The organism is Streptosporangium amethystogenes subsp. fukuiense, assembly GCF_042665875.1.
Classification (GTDB): Bacteria; Actinomycetota; Actinomycetes; order Streptosporangiales; family Streptosporangiaceae; genus Streptosporangium; species Streptosporangium fukuiense.
Map to the genome: position 1 here is coordinate 6,661,907 of NZ_JBHTEE010000001.1, position 16,241 is coordinate 6,678,147.

Annotated in this window: 18 protein-coding genes; 4 read left to right on the plus strand and 14 right to left on the minus strand. The window is 69.8% G+C overall.

The window, feature by feature from the left end:
- Positions 1-49: 49 nt before the first annotated feature.
- Genes ACFQVD_RS29150 through ACFQVD_RS29160 form a run of 3 tightly spaced genes read right to left on the minus strand, consistent with a single transcriptional unit; the run spans position 50 to position 2,176 of the window.
- Positions 50-343, minus strand: coding sequence for a Dabb family protein (locus ACFQVD_RS29150; RefSeq protein WP_343961839.1), 294 nt, complete (start codon positions 341-343; stop codon positions 50-52).
- A complete protein-coding gene (locus ACFQVD_RS29155; protein WP_343961837.1) occupies positions 343-831 on the minus strand; it encodes an aromatic-ring-hydroxylating dioxygenase subunit beta in 489 nt (162 codons plus the stop codon). Before ACFQVD_RS29155 ends, ACFQVD_RS29150 begins: the two co-directional genes overlap by 1 nt.
- Positions 832-880: 49 nt before the next feature.
- Positions 881-2,176 carry an aromatic ring-hydroxylating oxygenase subunit alpha gene (locus tag ACFQVD_RS29160; RefSeq protein ID WP_343961835.1) on the minus strand — a complete coding sequence of 432 codons (1,296 nt, stop codon included), beginning with the start codon at positions 2,174-2,176 and terminating at the stop codon, positions 881-883.
- Between the two features lie 197 nt (positions 2,177-2,373).
- Here ACFQVD_RS29160 and ACFQVD_RS29165 point away from each other — a divergent pair, with 197 nt between their 5' ends.
- Complete coding sequence (locus ACFQVD_RS29165) at positions 2,374-3,477, plus strand: acetamidase/formamidase family protein (RefSeq protein WP_343961832.1); 1,104 nt, start codon at positions 2,374-2,376, stop codon at positions 3,475-3,477.
- A 20-nt stretch (positions 3,478-3,497) separates the two neighbouring features.
- On the opposite strand, the gene ACFQVD_RS29170 is transcribed toward ACFQVD_RS29165, so the two are convergent.
- The 11 genes from ACFQVD_RS29170 to fdxA form a co-directional block, all read right to left on the minus strand.
- Positions 3,498-3,869 carry a cupin domain-containing protein gene (locus tag ACFQVD_RS29170; protein WP_343961829.1) on the minus strand — a complete coding sequence of 124 codons (372 nt, stop codon included), beginning with the start codon at positions 3,867-3,869 and terminating at the stop codon, positions 3,498-3,500.
- Between the two features lie 11 nt (positions 3,870-3,880).
- Positions 3,881-4,654, minus strand: coding sequence for an HpcH/HpaI aldolase family protein (locus ACFQVD_RS29175; protein WP_343961827.1), 774 nt, complete (start codon positions 4,652-4,654; stop codon positions 3,881-3,883).
- Positions 4,651-5,808 carry a hypothetical protein gene (locus ACFQVD_RS29180; protein ID WP_343961824.1) on the minus strand — a complete coding sequence of 386 codons (1,158 nt, stop codon included), beginning with the start codon at positions 5,806-5,808 and terminating at the stop codon, positions 4,651-4,653. Before ACFQVD_RS29180 ends, ACFQVD_RS29175 begins: the two co-directional genes overlap by 4 nt.
- Positions 5,809-5,858: 50 nt before the next feature.
- Positions 5,859-6,677, minus strand: a complete 819-nt coding sequence (locus ACFQVD_RS29185) for a fumarylacetoacetate hydrolase family protein (RefSeq protein WP_343961822.1) — start codon at positions 6,675-6,677, stop codon at positions 5,859-5,861.
- Positions 6,674-7,522, minus strand: coding sequence for an ABC transporter ATP-binding protein (locus ACFQVD_RS29190; protein ID WP_343961820.1), 849 nt, complete (start codon positions 7,520-7,522; stop codon positions 6,674-6,676). The genes ACFQVD_RS29185 and ACFQVD_RS29190 overlap by 4 nt, the downstream gene beginning before the upstream one ends.
- 29 nt (positions 7,523-7,551) lie before the next feature.
- Positions 7,552-8,376 carry an ABC transporter permease gene (locus ACFQVD_RS29195; protein ID WP_343961818.1) on the minus strand — a complete coding sequence of 275 codons (825 nt, stop codon included), beginning with the start codon at positions 8,374-8,376 and terminating at the stop codon, positions 7,552-7,554.
- Positions 8,373-9,188: an ABC transporter permease gene (locus tag ACFQVD_RS29200; protein ID WP_343961815.1), complete on the minus strand. Its 816-nt coding sequence runs from the start codon at positions 9,186-9,188 to the stop codon at positions 8,373-8,375. Before ACFQVD_RS29200 ends, ACFQVD_RS29195 begins: the two co-directional genes overlap by 4 nt.
- A 32-nt stretch (positions 9,189-9,220) precedes the next feature.
- Complete coding sequence (locus ACFQVD_RS29205) at positions 9,221-10,168, minus strand: ABC transporter substrate-binding protein (RefSeq protein ID WP_343961813.1); 948 nt, start codon at positions 10,166-10,168, stop codon at positions 9,221-9,223.
- A gap of 357 nt (positions 10,169-10,525) precedes the next feature.
- Positions 10,526-11,302, minus strand: a complete 777-nt coding sequence (locus tag ACFQVD_RS29210) for an IclR family transcriptional regulator (RefSeq protein WP_343961811.1) — start codon at positions 11,300-11,302, stop codon at positions 10,526-10,528.
- A 54-nt stretch (positions 11,303-11,356) separates the two neighbouring features.
- A complete protein-coding gene (locus tag ACFQVD_RS29215) occupies positions 11,357-12,334 on the minus strand; it encodes an NAD(P)/FAD-dependent oxidoreductase (RefSeq protein WP_343961808.1) in 978 nt (325 codons plus the stop codon).
- Positions 12,331-12,648, minus strand: coding sequence for a ferredoxin (gene fdxA, locus ACFQVD_RS29220; protein ID WP_343961806.1), 318 nt, complete (start codon positions 12,646-12,648; stop codon positions 12,331-12,333). Before fdxA ends, ACFQVD_RS29215 begins: the two co-directional genes overlap by 4 nt.
- Positions 12,649-12,746: 98 nt before the next feature.
- Here fdxA and ACFQVD_RS29225 point away from each other — a divergent pair, with 98 nt between their 5' ends.
- The 3 genes from ACFQVD_RS29225 (at position 12,747) to serB (ending at position 16,215) form a co-directional block, all read left to right on the plus strand.
- Entirely contained in the window at positions 12,747-14,039 is a 1,293-nt protein-coding gene (locus ACFQVD_RS29225; protein WP_364153957.1) for a hypothetical protein, read from the plus strand.
- Positions 14,040-14,138: 99 nt separating this feature from the next.
- Positions 14,139-14,915 (plus strand): IclR family transcriptional regulator, encoded by a 777-nt coding sequence (locus ACFQVD_RS29230; RefSeq protein WP_343961802.1) that lies wholly within the window; start codon positions 14,139-14,141, stop codon positions 14,913-14,915.
- Positions 14,916-14,991: 76 nt separating this feature from the next.
- The gene (gene serB, locus ACFQVD_RS29235; protein WP_343961800.1) at positions 14,992-16,215 is read left to right on the plus strand and encodes a phosphoserine phosphatase SerB; all 1,224 of its coding nucleotides are present in this window, start codon (positions 14,992-14,994) and stop codon (positions 16,213-16,215) included.
- Positions 16,216-16,241: the final 26 nt, after the last annotated feature.

Genomic DNA, 16,241 nt, shown 5'->3' on the forward strand with positions numbered 1-16,241 from the left:
TCCTCATTCCTTCTTGGTTCTTCGTGACGTGCTCGTCGTGAGGTGCCGGTCAGCAGTGGAGGCTGACGATGGCCTGCCGCTCGATCACCGGCCGCCAGCGCAGCCGTACGAACTCCTCGTGCGAGGAGCTGTGCAGGTAGTCCAGCAGTTCCTGCTCGGAGTCGAACCCGACGACGAAGCCGTGCGTCATGCTCGTGTCGCGCGTGCTGACGTTGGGCCCGCAGGCCCAGTCGCGCATGGCCGGATACCTGCTCGGGAACGTCTCCAGCTCCGCCAGGACCGCCGCCACCTTCTCGGCCGGCACGTCCTCCTTGAAGCGGAAGACCAGCATGTGCTTGATCATCAGAGGATGAAGCTCAGCCGTGCGCCCGGATCCATGGCCTCCATGGCGGGAATCGACCTGCGGAACCTGAAGCGGAGCCCCTCGTCCTCGATCAGCAGGACATGCTCGTAGCGGCCCACGTAGCTGTAGGTCCCGCCGTCACGGTAGCGGTGAATGATGAAGTTGGCACTCACCCAGACCGTTTTGTCGCCCTGCTCCAGGATGAGCACATTGGAGATCATCCGATGGGTCCTGGAGTGCGGGTTCTCCGCGTGCGCCTTGCGGCTCTTGAGCCGCTTCACCCTGGCCTTGATGAGGTCGTAGTCGTCGCACATGAAGGAGCCGGCCGAGGAGCTGTCCCAGCCCTTCCAGTCGGTGGTGGCGACCTCCATGCGCCCACCCTCCTCGAAGAGGGTGAACCACTCGTCGAGGCGCCACTCGTCGAGCAGCGACGCCTCGCGATAGAGGAAGTCCTCCACCTCGTGCCGGGTGATGGTCCTGCCGCCCACGGCGCTCTCCTTACTCTTCTTACCGTCCATCGACTCGGTCCCGGCCCGCTCAGTCCTGGCCCACGACGGTGGCCCAGTGACGCCAGAAGCTGCGCATCGCGCCCTCGTCGATGGAACGGCCCTGGTTGCCCTTTTGCTCGTTGGCCATGCCGCGCGACATGTCACTCCAGTCGAAGGCGGGGTCCGCCGCGTTCGCGGTCGCCTCGATCCCGCGCTGCACCGCCTCGTACGCCTCGATGTCGTCCGGCGTCGCGAGGCCGCCGGGGCCGACGAAGCTGACCATCGTCTTGATCCGCAGTGCCCGCACCTCGGCGGGCTCGTCCGCCTCGACGAACTGCCAGGCCCGCACGTTGGTCTGGCCGGCGGAGACCGGATCGAGCTGGCGGATGGTCAGCGCCTCCAGGTCGAACAGGAGCAGGTTGGGGAAGACGAAGAGGATACGACTGGCGTCGGCGACCTCCCTGGCCAGCTCGGGGCCGAGCCGGTCCTCCATCTCCTGGCGCTTGAGAGCCGTCCGCTCCTTCTCCGCCTCGCCGAACCTCGGCTCCCAGACCATGCCGATCCGCCCGTTGTGGCCGGTCAGGATGAGCAGTCCGTGGCCGCCGCCGAGGTCGTAGGCGTACTGGTCGTCGTCGGTGACGGCGAAGCCGGTCTCGCGCAGGTAGCCCACGAAGGTGTTGTGGGTGGGCGCGAAGTGGTAGCCGTCCATCGCGTTCTCGACCGCGAGCTTCCAGTTGCCCTTGACCGAGTACAGCTGCACCCCGGGCACGGTCTCCATGCCCGCGGGACCGATCTTCGCGGTCAGCGACATGTAGTGGGCGGCCTTGCCGAGGTGGGTCATCAGGTCGGGCACGTCCGGGTCGAAGGCGACGAACACGAAGCCCTCGTGGCTCTGGATCCTGGGCACCGAGCGCAGCTTCATCGCCTCGCGGAACTCCGGCACGTCGACGTACGCGTCGTCGCCGGGCAGCGCCGAGAGATCACCCGAGTTGCTGAACACCCACGCGTGGTAGAAGCACTGGAAGAACTTCGTGTTGCCCTCGCTGTGCCGGCAGAGCACGGTGCCTCGGTGGGTGCAGGCGTTGAGGAAGACCTGGACCTCGCCGGAGGAGTCGCGGCAGAAGATCAGCGGGCGCCCGCCGAGAGTCCTCGTCTTGAAGTCGCCCGGCTTGGGGATCTCCGTCTCGTGACCGAGGTAGAGCCAGGTGTGCCCCCAGATCTTGGAGATCTCCGCCTGGAAGACCTCTTCCGACCGGTAGGCGGACCTGTGCACCTTGAACGACAACGCCTCCCCATCCTCCTTCACGAGGGAGGAGATCGGATATCCCTGTGTCAGCTGCGTCATCGCGGCGCCTGGCCTTCCTACGGACTTTGAACGAGAATTCGAGATGCCATCTCGCTATGTGATGCTGCTACCACGCCATCGCGGTGTCAAGTGCCAGTCTTCACGCCGAAATCTTCGGTTACTCCCTGTTAACGGCGACGCAACACTTGTCGAGTTTTCTCAGCCGGTGACAGCGACGTATCCCCCGTGGAGGGACAATGCTCCAGCCGAAGACCGGCCGCATCGATGGTTCCCACTACCTCCCCACCAGCCCGGACACCAGCCTCTGGGGCCTGTTGCCCAACCGCGACCACCGGCACGTGCTCCACGTCGAGTCCGGCGACACCGTCACCATCGATACTCTCAGTCACGAGGGAATCCTGGAGGACCAGGGTCGTGACCCGGTCTCCTACCTCGCCGGGTTCGGCGTCGGCGCCGACCAGGTGCTCACCGACGCACGCGACCTGGCCGCCTCCGACGTCGCCCACGACTACGACAACCACGGCCCGCACGTGGTGACGGGGCCGATCTCCGTCGCCGGGGCCCAACCCGGCGACGTGCTCAGGGTGGACGTGCTCAGCCTGCTGATCCGGGCGCCGTACGGGTTCGTCAGCAGCCGGCACGGCTACGGCGCGCTTCCCGGGGAGTTCCCCGAGACCGCCGCCGACACCGGCCCGCTCGCGGACGGCGCGCGGGAGTACAACAGCGTCTGCGTCTTCACCGAGGTGGTCGAGGAGGCCGGGCGCCTGCACGGCGTCATCCCGTTCGGCCGGGGGCGGGCGGCGCGCTTCCCGCTCGCGCCGTTCCTGGGCCTGATGGGGGTGACGGTCGACACCGGCGACCAGGTCCACTCGGTGCCGCCCGGCTCCTTCGGCGGAAACCTCGACATCAACGAGCTGCGGGTCGGGTCCAGTCTCTACCTGCCGGTACAGGTTCCGGGAGCCGGGTTCTACGCGGGCGACCCGCACTACGCCCAGGGCGACGGCGAGGTCGCCCTGACCGCGCTCGAGGCACCGCTGCGCGCCACCCTGCGCCTGTCGGTGATCCCCGCCAGGGAGGCCGGAACGCTCCTTGGCACACTCGGTGAGCCGTTCGCCGAGACCTCGACCCACTGGCTCCCCGTCGGCCTGCACACAGACCTCAACGAGGCCATGCGGCGTGCCGTACGGGCAGCCGTGACGTTCCTCGAACTCACCCAGGGCATGGAACGCTCAAGGGCGCTCGCCTACCTCAGCGCGGCGGCCGACTTCGAGGTCAGCCAGGTCGTCGACCAGGTCAAGGGGGTGCACTGCCTGATCAGGAAGGCCGACTTCGGGCTGTAGCCGCCGGGCCGCCCGGGATGCTAGCTCCCGGGCAGCCAGACGGAGTCGCCGAAGTCCGCCCGCGGCGGACTGAACACGTCGACGTTGACGCACGGCCCCTCGGTGGGCTCGACGTAGTGCTCCGCTCCCCGGGGAACCAGCATCATCGAACCGGCGGACATCTCGTGCGGCACGCCGTCGACGTAGTAGTTGCACCTGCCCTGCAGGATCAGTACGAGCTGATCGAAGTCGTCGTGCTTGTGCGGGTTGAGCGTCATGCCGACGGCCAGTTCGTGCCAGGCGAGCATGGTCTCGTCAGTGGAGTACACCTTGCGCCGGACACCCGGCCGGATCTCGGTCGCGGGGATGTCGTCCCAGTTGACGGCGGTGGCGTACAGCCGCTGGTTGAACACGGGCATTCCTTTCATCGATCCCACTTGTCCATCACCTCGCGCAGGGCCGAACCGAGGAGTTGCAGGTCCGAGCCGACGATGAGGTAACGCGCGGCGCCGAGGCCGCTCCCGGCGGCCGACTCGGCGTCCGCGCGGGCGAGCCAGCCGCCCGATGCCACCCCGGCGGCACGGGCCGCGTCGACGATCTCCTCCACCCGCGCGAGCAGCGCCTCCGCACCGGGAAGGCCCAGGCTGACGGCCAGGTCGGTGGTACCGACGAAGGCCACGTCCAGGCCGTCCAGCAGCTCCGGCAGCGGGTCACGGGTGGTGGCGGTCTCGACCTGCCCGACGAGCAGCGGCGGGTCCGCCGCCTCGGCCGCCAGGTAGGCCGCCAGGTCCACCGCGCCGAAGCCGGCGGCCGGGTGGGAGAGGCTGATGCTCCGCCGCCCGTGGGGGGCGTAGCGGGCCGCGGCGACCAGGGCGTCGCGCTCGGCGGCGGCGGTCAGCGTGGAGAGCTGCACTCCCGCCGCGCCCGCCTCCAGCACCCTGTTGATCAGCGGCGGATCCACGACCGGCACCCGGACCAGGGCCGGGATGCCCGTCGCGGCGGCATGCCGCACCAGGGAGATCACCGTCTCCTCCGACAGCGAGGAGTGCTCCAGGTCGACGACGACGAAGTCGAATCCGGCCTGCCGGGCGAGATCCACGGAGTCGACGGTGGGCAGCTTGACGAACGTGCCGACGACCCGCCCTCCACCGGTCAGCGCGGTCCGCAGTCTCCGTCTCGCCTCGCCGACCGGCGTCACCGGGCGGTGTCCAGGCCGCGCCAGGGCGACGTCTCCACCCGCTGCCCGCCGTGCAGGACAAGGGCCGGCTCCAGCCTGGGTGCCACGATCGAGTTGCCCGCCGCGTCGGGCAGGGTCGTCTCCTCGGTGTCCTCCAGCACCGTGACGTGGGCGGGACCGCCCTCGACGAGGGTGCCGTACCCCTCGGTGTCCAGGCCGAGCCGCCGGGCGGGGGCGATGGTCATCCGCGGCACGATCTCGTCCATGGTCATGCCGAGCGCCCGCAGCTTGGCGGCGCTGGTGACCAGGTCGAAGACCGGCCCGCGCCAGTTCCTGGCGCTGGTGTCGGAGGTGAGCAGGTCGGGCAGGAAGCCCTCGGCGATCGCCTTCCTGGCGACCTCGAAGCTGAGGTTGCTCTTGCCGTGGGCGCTGTCGAAGAGGACCCCGCGAGCCCGCGCGTCGAGCACCGCGGGAATGACCTTGTCGTCGTCGAGGATGCCGTGCGGCTTGCCGGTGTAGCAGTGCGCGACGATGTCCCCCGGGCGGAGCATCCCCAGAACCTCGGGCAGCGGCTCCTCGGTCTCCCCGATGTGGACCATGAGGGGCAGGCCCGCGTCGGTGGCCAATGCGAGGGAGCTCTTGAGCAGCGAGCGCCAGGCCGAGCCGACCACGTCCTCGGAGAGACGGATCTTGAAGCCACGGACCACGTCCGGGTTGTCCCGCGCCACGGCCAGCGCGTCCTCGGCGACCAGCGTGTCCGGGTTGAGCAGCTCGCCGAAACGGAAGTCGATCAGACCGAGCACCGAGACGTTGAGGAAGTTGACCAGGCGCATCTCGGCGGGCCGGACCACGAACTCGCGGAAGGCGGCGAAGGTCGAGGCACCGACCGTACCGGCGTCGGCGGCGGCGACCACTCCCCGGCGCAGATGGGCCTCGTCCGGCGGCGCCCCCACCTTCGAGACGTTCTCGAAGACATGGGTGTGCCCCTCGACCAGGCCCGGCATGACCCACTTGCCCGCGCAGTCGACGACCTCCCTGGCCTGCGCGGCGAGCGAGGGCGCGATGCGTGCGACGCGGCCGTCGGTCACGGCCACGTCGGTGACCGCGTGAGTGCCCGCCACGGGGTCGAAAACGGTACCGCCGGACAGAACAAGGTCGAACGAAATCTCGGTCATCTCATATCTCTCATCTCAGGGAACTGCGAAGGCTCTGGGAGGGGGGAAACTCAGCGGTACCGGGTGCGCAGCGGCAACACGCCGGCGACGGACACCTCCACCTCGTCACCGGGACACAGGAAGACTCCCCGGTCCTGGCCCGTGCCCGCCGGGGTACCGGTCAGCACGACGTCGCCGGGTCGCAGCGCGGCGAAGTGGGAGATCCTGGAGATCAGCTCGGGCACGGCGAAGATCAGTTCCGCCGTGCTGGAGTCCTGCCGGACCGTGCCGTTCACGCCGGTCCTGACAGTGATCCTCTCGGGGTCGTCGACCGCCGAGAGTTCGAGCACCGAGGCACCGAGCGCCCCGAAGCCCGGGAAGCTCTTGGCCAGGGTGGGGGTCGCGGTGGCGACCATGACGTCACGCGCGGTCATGTCGTTGGCCGCCGTGATGCCGGCGATGTGGTTCCACACCTCACCCGGCGGGGTGCGGTACATCGGCCGCCCGATCACGAAGGCGACCTCGCCCTCGTAGTCCACCTGGCTGGAGCGGTCCCGCGGCAGCGTCACCTCCGCTCCCGGTGCGGACACCGCCGAGGGCGACCGGAGGAAGAGGATGGGTTCTGAGGGTGCCGCCCGCCCGGTCAGGTGTGCCTTCGACAGGTAGTTCAGCCCCACCCCCCAGATGGCCCCGGTGCTGCCCAGCGGGGCCAGGAGTTCCCCCGGCTCGATCCGGCCCCGCTCCCGCGCGGCGTGCGCGGGGGCGAAGCCCTCACCTGCCGCGAGCAGTTCCGCCACGTCGGCGAAGGGCAGGTCCAGCAGGACGGCGCCGTCACCGCCGAGGTCGGCGTCGAGACGTGCCAGGCCCTGCGGCGTCGCGATCAGGTTCACGATTCCTCCCCGGAGAGTGAGGTACGGCGGTCGGAGGCCATGACCAGCCCGAAGACCTCGGCGCGCAGCTCGCCGAAGAGCGGGACCTGCTTGGTGTCGATCTGGTGGCGGGGGCGGTCGAGCCTGACGGTGATGTCCTCCACCACGACGGACGGCCCCTGGGAGAGCACCACGACCCGGTCCGACAGGTACACCGCCTCGTCGATGTCGTGCGTCACGAACAGGATGGTCGTCCCCGTCTCCGCCCAGATCTCCAGGAGCAGGTCCTCGAGGTTCGCCCGGGTCTGGGCGTCCACCGAGGCGAACGGCTCGTCCATGATGAGCATCTCCGGCTCCACGGCCAGCCCACGCGCGATCGCCACCCTCTGCTGCATCCCACCGGACAGCTGCCAGGGATACAGCCCTGCCGCGTGGCCGAGGTTGACCATCTCCAGCGCGCGCTCGACCCTCCGCTCGATGTCGGCGCGCGGGATGCCGCGGTCCCGGAGCGGCAGGGCGACGTTCTTCTCCACGGTCAGCCAGGGGAACAGCGAGCGGCTGTAGTCCTGGAAGACGACCGCGACGCCCTCCTGCGGGCCGGTCATCGCCTGCCCACGGAAGGTCAGCGATCCGCCGGTGACCGGGAGCAGTCCGGCGATGCACATCATCAGCGTCGTCTTGCCGCACCCGGACGGTCCCACCACGGAGACGAACTCCCCCCGCGAGACGGAGAAGTCGATGCTCCGGACGGCGAGCACGTCACCCTGTCTCGACCGGTACGACTTGGTCACGCCGTGTGCTTCGAGGATCGGCTCGGCGAGCCCGGCGGCGTGGCCGGGTCCCCCGCTGGTCTTGGTGGCTCCCACGGGAGACGTCCCTTCGGTGTCAGATGTCGTCACGAGGCGCGCTCCGAGCCCGCTTTGGCACCGCGGTGCCAGCGCAGTGCCGACCTCTCCAGCAGCGCGAAGGCGGCGTTGAAGAGGATGCCGAGGAGTGCGACAAGCAGGATCGCCGACCACAGCTCGGGGAAGCGGAACAGCTTCTGCTGTTCGACGATGTAGAAGCCGAGGCCGGAGGTGGCCGCGTACAGCTCCGAGATCACCATGAGCACCAGCGCGATGCCGATGCTGATGCGCATGCCCGCGATGATCGAGGGGCTGGCGCCGGGCAGCAGCACACTGAGGAAGTAGCGCCGCCTGGACAGCCGCATGCTCCGCGCGGTGGTGGTCACGACGGTGTCCAGACCCCGGACGCCGTCGTAGGTGTTGACGAGGATCGGCCACAGGCAGCCCAGCGCGATCAGGGAGACGTTCATCCCGCTGGTGATGCCGAAGAAGACGATCGCGATGGGGAGCAGCATCGTCACCGGCACCGACATGCCGAGCCTGATCAGCGGGTTGAGGAACGCCCCCGCCTGGCGCCACACGCCCAACACGATGCCCACGACGACGCCGATCGCGCATGCCAGGCCGTAGCCGGCCGCCAGGCGGGCGAGGCTGGGCAGCACGTCGGCCCAGAACTGGTCACTGAGGAACAGCGAGGCCGGGTCGCCGGAGAGCCAGTTGTCGACGAAGGCGACCACGATCCGGGAGAACGGCGGGATGAACAGCGACTCCGCCTGGCGGGCGACCACCTCCCAGACCACCAGCAGAACCGCGAGCAGCCAGAGCCACTGCGCCGCGCGGACCAGACCGCGCAGCAGACCTCGAACGCGGCTCATCGTCCCTCCCCCCGCTGGGCGTGGCCCCAGGGCACGAGCAGCCGCTCGGCGAAATGGAAACCGTAGTAGATCAGCATTCCGAGGATCCCGACGATCAGGATCCCGGCGTAGACGTAGTCGGGGCGCTGCGCCTCCTGGTAGGTCGTGATCACCGTGCCGACCCCGCTGGTGGCTCCGAGGAGCTCGGCGGAGAGCACCACGATGAGCGCGGTCGAGCTCGCCACGCGCAGGCCGGTGGCGATGGCGGGAGCCGCCGAGGGCAGCACGATCCTGGTCAGCAGCCTTCGCTGCCCCCAGCCCATGCTCCGTCCCGCGGTGAGCATCAGCGGCTCCGCGTCACGCACGCCGTACATCGCGTTGAGCAGGATCGGCCAGAAGACGGCGTAGACGCTCAACGAGACCTTCATCTGCGTCCCCAGCCCGAAGAGCAGGATGGCGACGGGCAGGAACGCCGACGAGGGGACGGACCTGGCCGCGTGCACCACCGCCGAGGCGGGGCGGTACAGCGTGGCGAAGTATCCCAGCGCCAGGCCGAGCGGGACGGCCACCACCGAGGCGACGAGCATCGAGATGACCCATGCCCACAGGGTCTGCACCACCTGACCGAGGAAGAGCGGATCGGTCAGCAACTCGGCGAGGCGCGCCAGGGTGTCCCCCGGATAGGGGAGCGAGTCCCGCGACACCGCTCCGGAACGGACCAGCAGGTCCCACACCACGAACATCGTCACGACACCGGCCGTGCCGAGGACCCAGGTGGGTGTGGGTCTTCTCGCCTGGGCGGCCGGTCCTGCCGGCTGTGCGACCGTCGTCACGGAGATCTCCTTCCCTCTCGCCGTCCGGGAGGTCAGGACCGGGCGAAGGCCGGCACGAAGGGTTCGAGATCAGGCTGCTTGGAGATCAGCTTCAGATCCACCAGCTTCTTGGCCATGTCGTTCAGCGCCGCGAAGTCGACCTTCGGGGCGAGCCCGTTCTGCGGCTGGGCCGCGAGGGTCTCGGCGGGCACCTTGGAGCACTCGGAGAGCAGCTTGAACGACTCGTCCTTGTTCGCCGGGTCCTCAAGCTGTTTCATGGTCTCCACCATGGCGTCGTTGAAGCGCTTGGCGGTGTCCCCCTGCGCCACGAACGTCTTCGACGCCACGTACGTCGCGATGTAGACCTTGCCGAGCGCGACGAAGGGGTCGTCGAGGCTGCGCAGGTCGGCGCCGCCCGAGCCGAGCAGCGCGTATCCCATCTGCGCGGCGGCCACCCGGTCGCCGTTCACCGCGTTGACCTGCTCCGCGTACGGCAGTGCCACGAAGCTCACCTGGTCGGTGGAGACGCCGTTGGCCTCCAGCCAGACCGAGGTGGCGATCTGGTTGATCCCGCCGATCTCGTTGACCGCGATCTTCTTGCCGACCAGGTCCTTGGCCGACTTGTAGGAGGAACCCTTCTTGACGAAGACCCCCTGTGCCGGGTCCGCGGGGGGCAGGGCGTTGACGTTGGCCCCCGAGACCATCTGGATCGGGAAGCCGGTGTTGTAGGCGTTGATCGCGGTGAATCCGTTGACGTAGCCGAAGTCGGCCGCGCCCGACAGCACCGCGGCCACCGCGGCGGACCCGCCGAAGGACTTGACGTACTCGACCTGCAGGCCGTGCTTGGCGTAGATGCCCTTGGCCTCGGCCCAGGTGTTCCATATCTCGCAGCCGAAGGTGGTCACGGAGACCTTGGCGGGACCGTCGGTCGAAGCTGTTCCGGTAGCGGACGAATCCTCGCCGCCGCAGGCGGTGGCGAGGAGGACTGTCGCGAAAGCCATGACGGCCCCTGCGCGTCGCATACCCATGCTTGCTCCTACTCCTCTCGCCGCCGCTCTGGGGGGGACGGCGAGGGTTCAGGGGGGTGGTTTTTCTTGGGGCATCGGCGGGCGGTCGCGCCAGGGGCGGGATTCCCCATCGCCGTGCCAGGTCAACCGGGCTTCATGAACGTACGAGGAACGCTTGGCGCGTGTCAAGATGCGGAATTACATCTCGCATTGCGTCACACCATAGGCATGCCTGAGCGCCATGGGGGACCACCTGTGGTTTGTGGAAAGAATGTCTGATCAGCGGGAACGCACGCCGGTGGGACACGCCGCCGCGCCGTGATCTCCGCTTCCGAGCCCGCCGGCCCGTGCTCAGACGGGCGTGGTGCCGCCCAGCTCACGCGACAGTTCGCGCGCCACCCCGAGCAGCACGGCGGCGGCCTGCGTCTCCAGGTCGCCCGCGAGGGAGGCCACCGTGCCGAGGATCGCCATCGAGGCGACCACCTGATCACCCTCGAAGATCGGTGCCGCGAGCACGCGTACCCCGTGGTCCACCGGAGAGTTGATCGCGAGCCCGGTCCGCCGGACCTCCTTGAGGAGTTCGCGCAGCTCCGCGGAGGCCCGCAGCCGCCGCGCGAGCCCGGGCACCTCTCCGGCGGGCAGGTAGGCGCAGAAGATCCGGCCCTGGGCCGAGCGGGTGACGTCGAGCTGCGAGCCGGTACGGACGCTCAGCCGGACGTCGCCGAGGGTGTTGTCCACGCAGCTGACCACCACCGGGCACTCGCCGTTCCAGACGCTGAGCACGACCGTCTGGTTGATCTCGCGCATGAGCAGTTCGAGGTGGGGAGCGGCGGCCGCGGCGATGGGCAGCCCGGCCCGCGCGGCGGCCTCCAGCCCGAGCAACTGGGGGCCGAGCGAGTACAGCGCGCTACGCGGGTCGTAGCGGAGCAGGTTGGCCGCCCGCAACGCCCTGGCGTACCGGTGGGCGGTGGGCTTGCTGACCCCCAGGCGCGCGGTGATCTCATTGAGGCTCAGCCAGGGACGCTCGATGGTGAAACCACTCAGGATCAGCGCGGCGCGCCGCACCGTCTGGATGGCGGGCACCTCGTCGGCCACATCGACGTCGCCGGGGTGCGCCTGATCCGCCATGCCGACTCCTCCGCACAGACCATCCGTTGGACCGGACTCTACCGACTGTCGAACTCAGGCCGCATCGGAAGAATGGCCGGGCGTGGTACCGAGGGCGGGATTCACCAGCGGCGCCAGGTTGTTGACCGCCGCGGCGGCCTCGCCGAACCCGACGGAGATCAGCCTGACCTTGCCGTCGTAGTCGCTGATGTCCCCGGCGGCGAACACCCTGGGCAGGTTCGTCCTCATCGACCGGTCGACGAGGACGTGCCGTTTACGCAGTTCAAGGCCCCACTTCTGGACAGGCCCGAGGTCGGCTATGAAACCGAGCGCCGCCACCACGGTCTGGGCCGGCAGCGTGACGCGGTCGCCCTCCTTGACCTTCTCGACGACGACCTCACCGACAAGGGGGTCGCCACCGATCTCGGCGACCTCGTACGGCGTCAGCACCCGTACCGACGACGCGTGCAGCGTCGCCACGCTGCGCTCGTGCGCACGGAAGAGGGGCCTGCGGTGCACGAGCGTCACCGAGCGCGCCAGCGGCTCCAGGGCGAGTGCCCAGTCCACCGCGGAGTCTCCGCCGCCGACCACCACGACGTCGTGGCCGGCCACCTCGTCCAGCCTGCGGACGAAGTAGCGCAGTCCCCGTCCCAGGTACTCCTCGCCCACGGGCAGCTCCCGAGGGGTGAAGGTGCCGATGCCGCCGGTGAGGAGCATGGCCTTGGCACGCACCCGGGTGCCCGCGTCGGTGACGACCTCCACCCCCTCCTCGTCGTGCAGCAGTTCGCAGGCGCTCTCCCCGAGCAGGAAGAGCGGATCGGCCTGCGCCGCCTGCGCCACCAGCTCGTCGACCAGCCGCTGCCCCTTCACCGCGGGAAACCCCGCGACGTCGAAGATGTCCTTCTCCGGGTAGAGCGCCGAGATCTGGCCACCGGGCTCGGGCAGCGAGTCGATCACGGCGACGGACATGCCGCGAAAGCCCGCGTAGTAGGCGCCGTACAGCCCCGAGGGGCCCGCGCCGACGATCACCAGATCGACGTCGTGCACCGTCACGACCCACCGCCGGGAGGCACCGCTGCGGGATGGTCGCTGCCGGTGCGGCCGACCTTCCTGGCCCCGCCGGGAGAGCCCAGATCGGCGAAGAACTCGGCGTTGATCTCGGCGAACCTGGTCGCCTCCGCCGGGAGGTCCTCCTCATGGAAGATCGACATCACCGGGCAGGCGGGTTCGCACCGGCCACAGTCGACGCACTCATCCGGATGGATGTACATCATCCGGTCGCCCTCATAGATGCAGTCGACCGGGCACTCCTCCACGCACGATCTGTCCTGCACGTCCACACACGCGTCGGTCACGACGTAGACCATCAGTCCTCCCTCGTCGGCAACGTGGGGGAACAGTAGGATTCGACCGCAAGCGTTGTCAATATGCGAGATGCCATCTTGCATGGAGTTAATATGTGAGCATGAAGAGCGATGCCCTGCGACAGCTGCGACACGCCACGGACGCGGCGATCTCCAGCGAGCCGATCATCGAGGCGATCCGGGTGATGGCCGCCGGCCCCAGCCCCCGGGGCCGGGAGCGCGCGACCGCGACCCGGCTGGCGGCGTGGGCCCGGAGCCGCTGGCCCGAGCTGCCCTGGAACCTCGAAGCGGTCGGCGACGAGGGGGCGAACCTGACGTCCACCGCCGGCGGCTCGGGGCCCGAACTGCTCCTCTACTCCCACCTGGACACCTCCCTGTCCGGTGACGTCGAACACGACCGTTGGGCCACCGGGATCGACGAGGAGCCCGCGCCGCTCTCCGTGGATCCGGCGTCCGGCCTGCTGGCGGGTTTCGGCCTCGGCGTCGCCCGCGCACCCGCCGCCGCGGCGCTGGCGGGATACGCGGCCGCGGCCACGGCCCTGCGACGCGACGGCCTGCCGCACCGCCTCTCCCTGCTCCTGGCCTCGGGCGGCACACACTCGTCGCCGTTCGCCCCCGCCGGGCCCTCGGGCATCGACGAGCATCTTCGGTCGCACCCGCTGCCCTCGGCCGCGGTGGTCGCCAAGTGCGGCCCGCGCGGCGTCCTCCACGAGGAGCCCGGAGCGATCTTCCTGCGCGTACGGCTGGGCGGCCCCTACCGGCCGGTGCTGGCCAGGGACGCGGGCGGCGGGCTCCTCGCCAACCTCGGCACCGCCACCGCGATCCTGGAGTCGTGGCGCATCGAGCACGTGGCGGCCAGGGCGGGCGCCGGCCGCCAGCTCGCCGCCGAGGCCGGCATCGGCGCGGTACGGGGAGGGCTCCTGGAGAAGCCCGACCTGCTGCCGGGCGTCGTGGAGTTCCACCTCTACCTGGTCACCGTCCCCGGCGACGACCCCGACGAGATCGCCCGGACCGTACTCGCCAGGATGCGGGCCGGAATCCCCGGCGGGCCGCTGGACGGCTGCCGGGTGGATGTGGACGCGCGGCTGGTCCATCCCGCCGGGGTGACCTCACCCGACGCCCCGGTGATCCGCCACGCGATCGCCGCCTGGCACGACGAGCACGGCGAACCCCCGCCCGCCATCTCCGGCTGGAAGGGCTCGACGGACGGAGTGGTGCTGCGCGGCCACGGGGTCCCGACCGCCAGGGTCGGCCCCGCGCCCGGATCCGACCCGGCCGACCCCCGGCGGGACGTCTTCGATCCGCGGACGCTGGTGCGCTTCGCGCGCCTGTACGCCGGGATCGCCGTCAGGCACGCGCTCGGCGATGTCGAGGGACAGGGCCATCGACATTGAATGTTCTGGATGGCAGGATGCTGTCTCGCAATGCAGAACATACGCTCGGCGCCAAGCTTCCACACATAACGCGAGGGAACCAATATGGGTGACGACCCAGTGCCTAGCCTGAAGGGAGTCGCCGGCGAGAACAGAACCCCGGCGATCCAGACCGTCCAGCGGGCCGCGATGATCCTCAGCGCGTTCACGGTAAGCCGCCCGCACCTGACGCTCAACCAGCTCACCGCCAGCCTGGGCACCAGCAAGGCTACCGCGCACCGGTACACCAAGGCCCTGCGCGAGAGCAACCTGCTCCGCTACGACGAGCGCGAGGCGCTGTACTCCCTGGGACCGCAGATCCTCACCCTCTCCGCCGCCGCCCGCGTCGGCATGCCCGTGATCGGCATCGCCGGGCCGTACATGCAGCGGCTCGTCAGGGAGATCGACGAGACCGTCGTGCTGAGCGTCTGGGACGGCGACACCGCCGTCGTCGTCCGCGTCGACGACAACACCGATCGCACCATAAGGGTCAGCGTCCGGATGGGCTCCCGCCTCTCGCGGACCGAATCCGCCCAGGGCCGGGTCTTCTGCGCCTTCCTTCCCTCGGAGGACGTTCCCGGCCTCAAAGCACAGCTGGCCGCCTCCCCCGAGCTGCGCCAGGAGCTCGTGAAGATCCGCGAGGACAACATCTCGGCCAACACCCCCTCCGTCAACGGCGTGCGCAGTATCGCCTCCCCGGTGTTCCGCGGCCCGGTCCTGCTGGCCGCGATGGCCATCGTCGGCACGACCTCCTCGGTTCCCGCGGGCACCCACTCCCCGCTCGCCGAGGCCCTGCGGCAGACCGCGGCCGAGGTGACGGCCGAGCTGGGCAGGGAACAGAACTCCCCTGGTCACTGACGTTCCGTGAACTCCAGGTGTCCGGATGACGAACCGCATTCACGGTCGAAACCGGAGCCAAGTAGCGTAGGACCCGATGAACCAGCGCACGCTTCTGATCACGTTGACCGGTCCGGACCGCCCAGGCGTGACCTCACGCCTCTTCTCTGTCCTGGCCGGATTCCCCGTCGTCGTCGCCGACGTGGAGCAGGTCGTCATCCGCGGCCGGCTCACTCTCGGCGTCCTCGTCTCCTACGCGGGCGACACACCGACCGGCACCGGCGGCACCCTCGGTGCCCTCTGGACCACCGTCGAGCGGACCGCCGAGGATCTCGGTCTGCACGTGGAGATGTCCACCGGCTCCGACCCGAAGGAGAAGCGGCGCAGGGGACGGCTCAACGTCACCGTGCTCGGCGCGCCGCTGCAGCCCGCCGCCATGGCGGGCATCTCCGGGCGGATCGCCGCGGCCGGCGCCAATATCGACCGGATCGAGCGCCTGTCCAGCTACCCGGTGACCTGCATCGAGCTCTCCCTGTCCGGCGCCGACCCCGACACCCTGCGGGCCGAGCTGGCCGTCGAGGCGCACGCCCAGCAGGTGGACGTCGCCGTGCAGCGGACCGGCCTGCACCGCAGGGCCAAGCGGCTGATCGTGATGGACGTCGACTCGACGCTCATCCAGGCCGAGGTGATCGAACTGCTGGCGGCGCACGCCGGCTGCCTGGAGGAGGTCGCCAGGGTCACCGAGGAGGCGATGCGCGGCGAGCTCGACTTCGCCGAGTCGCTGCGCCGCCGGGTCGCACTGCTGGAAGGCCTCTCCACGGAGGTCTTCGAGAAGGTGCGCGAGGAACTCGTGCTGACCCCCGGCGCCCGCACGCTGGTACGGACGCTCAAGCGGCTCGACTACCGGTTCGCGATCGTCAGCGGCGGGTTCACACAGCTCACCGACGCCCTCGTGGAGGACCTCGGGATCGACTACTCCGCGGCCAACACCCTGGAGGTCGTCGACGGCGTGCTCACCGGGCGGGTCGTCGGGGAGATCGTCGACCGGCCCGGCAAGGCGCGGGCGCTGGAGCGCTTCGCCCGCGAGGCGGGCATCCCGATCAGCCAGACCGTCGCCATCGGCGACGGCGCCAACGACCTGGACATGATCGCGGCGGCCGGCCTCGGCATCGCGTTCAACGCCAAGCCGGTGGTCCGCCGCGCCGCGGACACCGCGGTCAACGTGCCCTACCTCGACTCGATCCTCTATCTGCTCGGCATCCCCCGTGCCGAGGTGGAGGACGCCGACGCCGAGGACGGCGTCATCGCCGACAACCGCTGAACACCCCCGCCCCGCGGACGACCGCG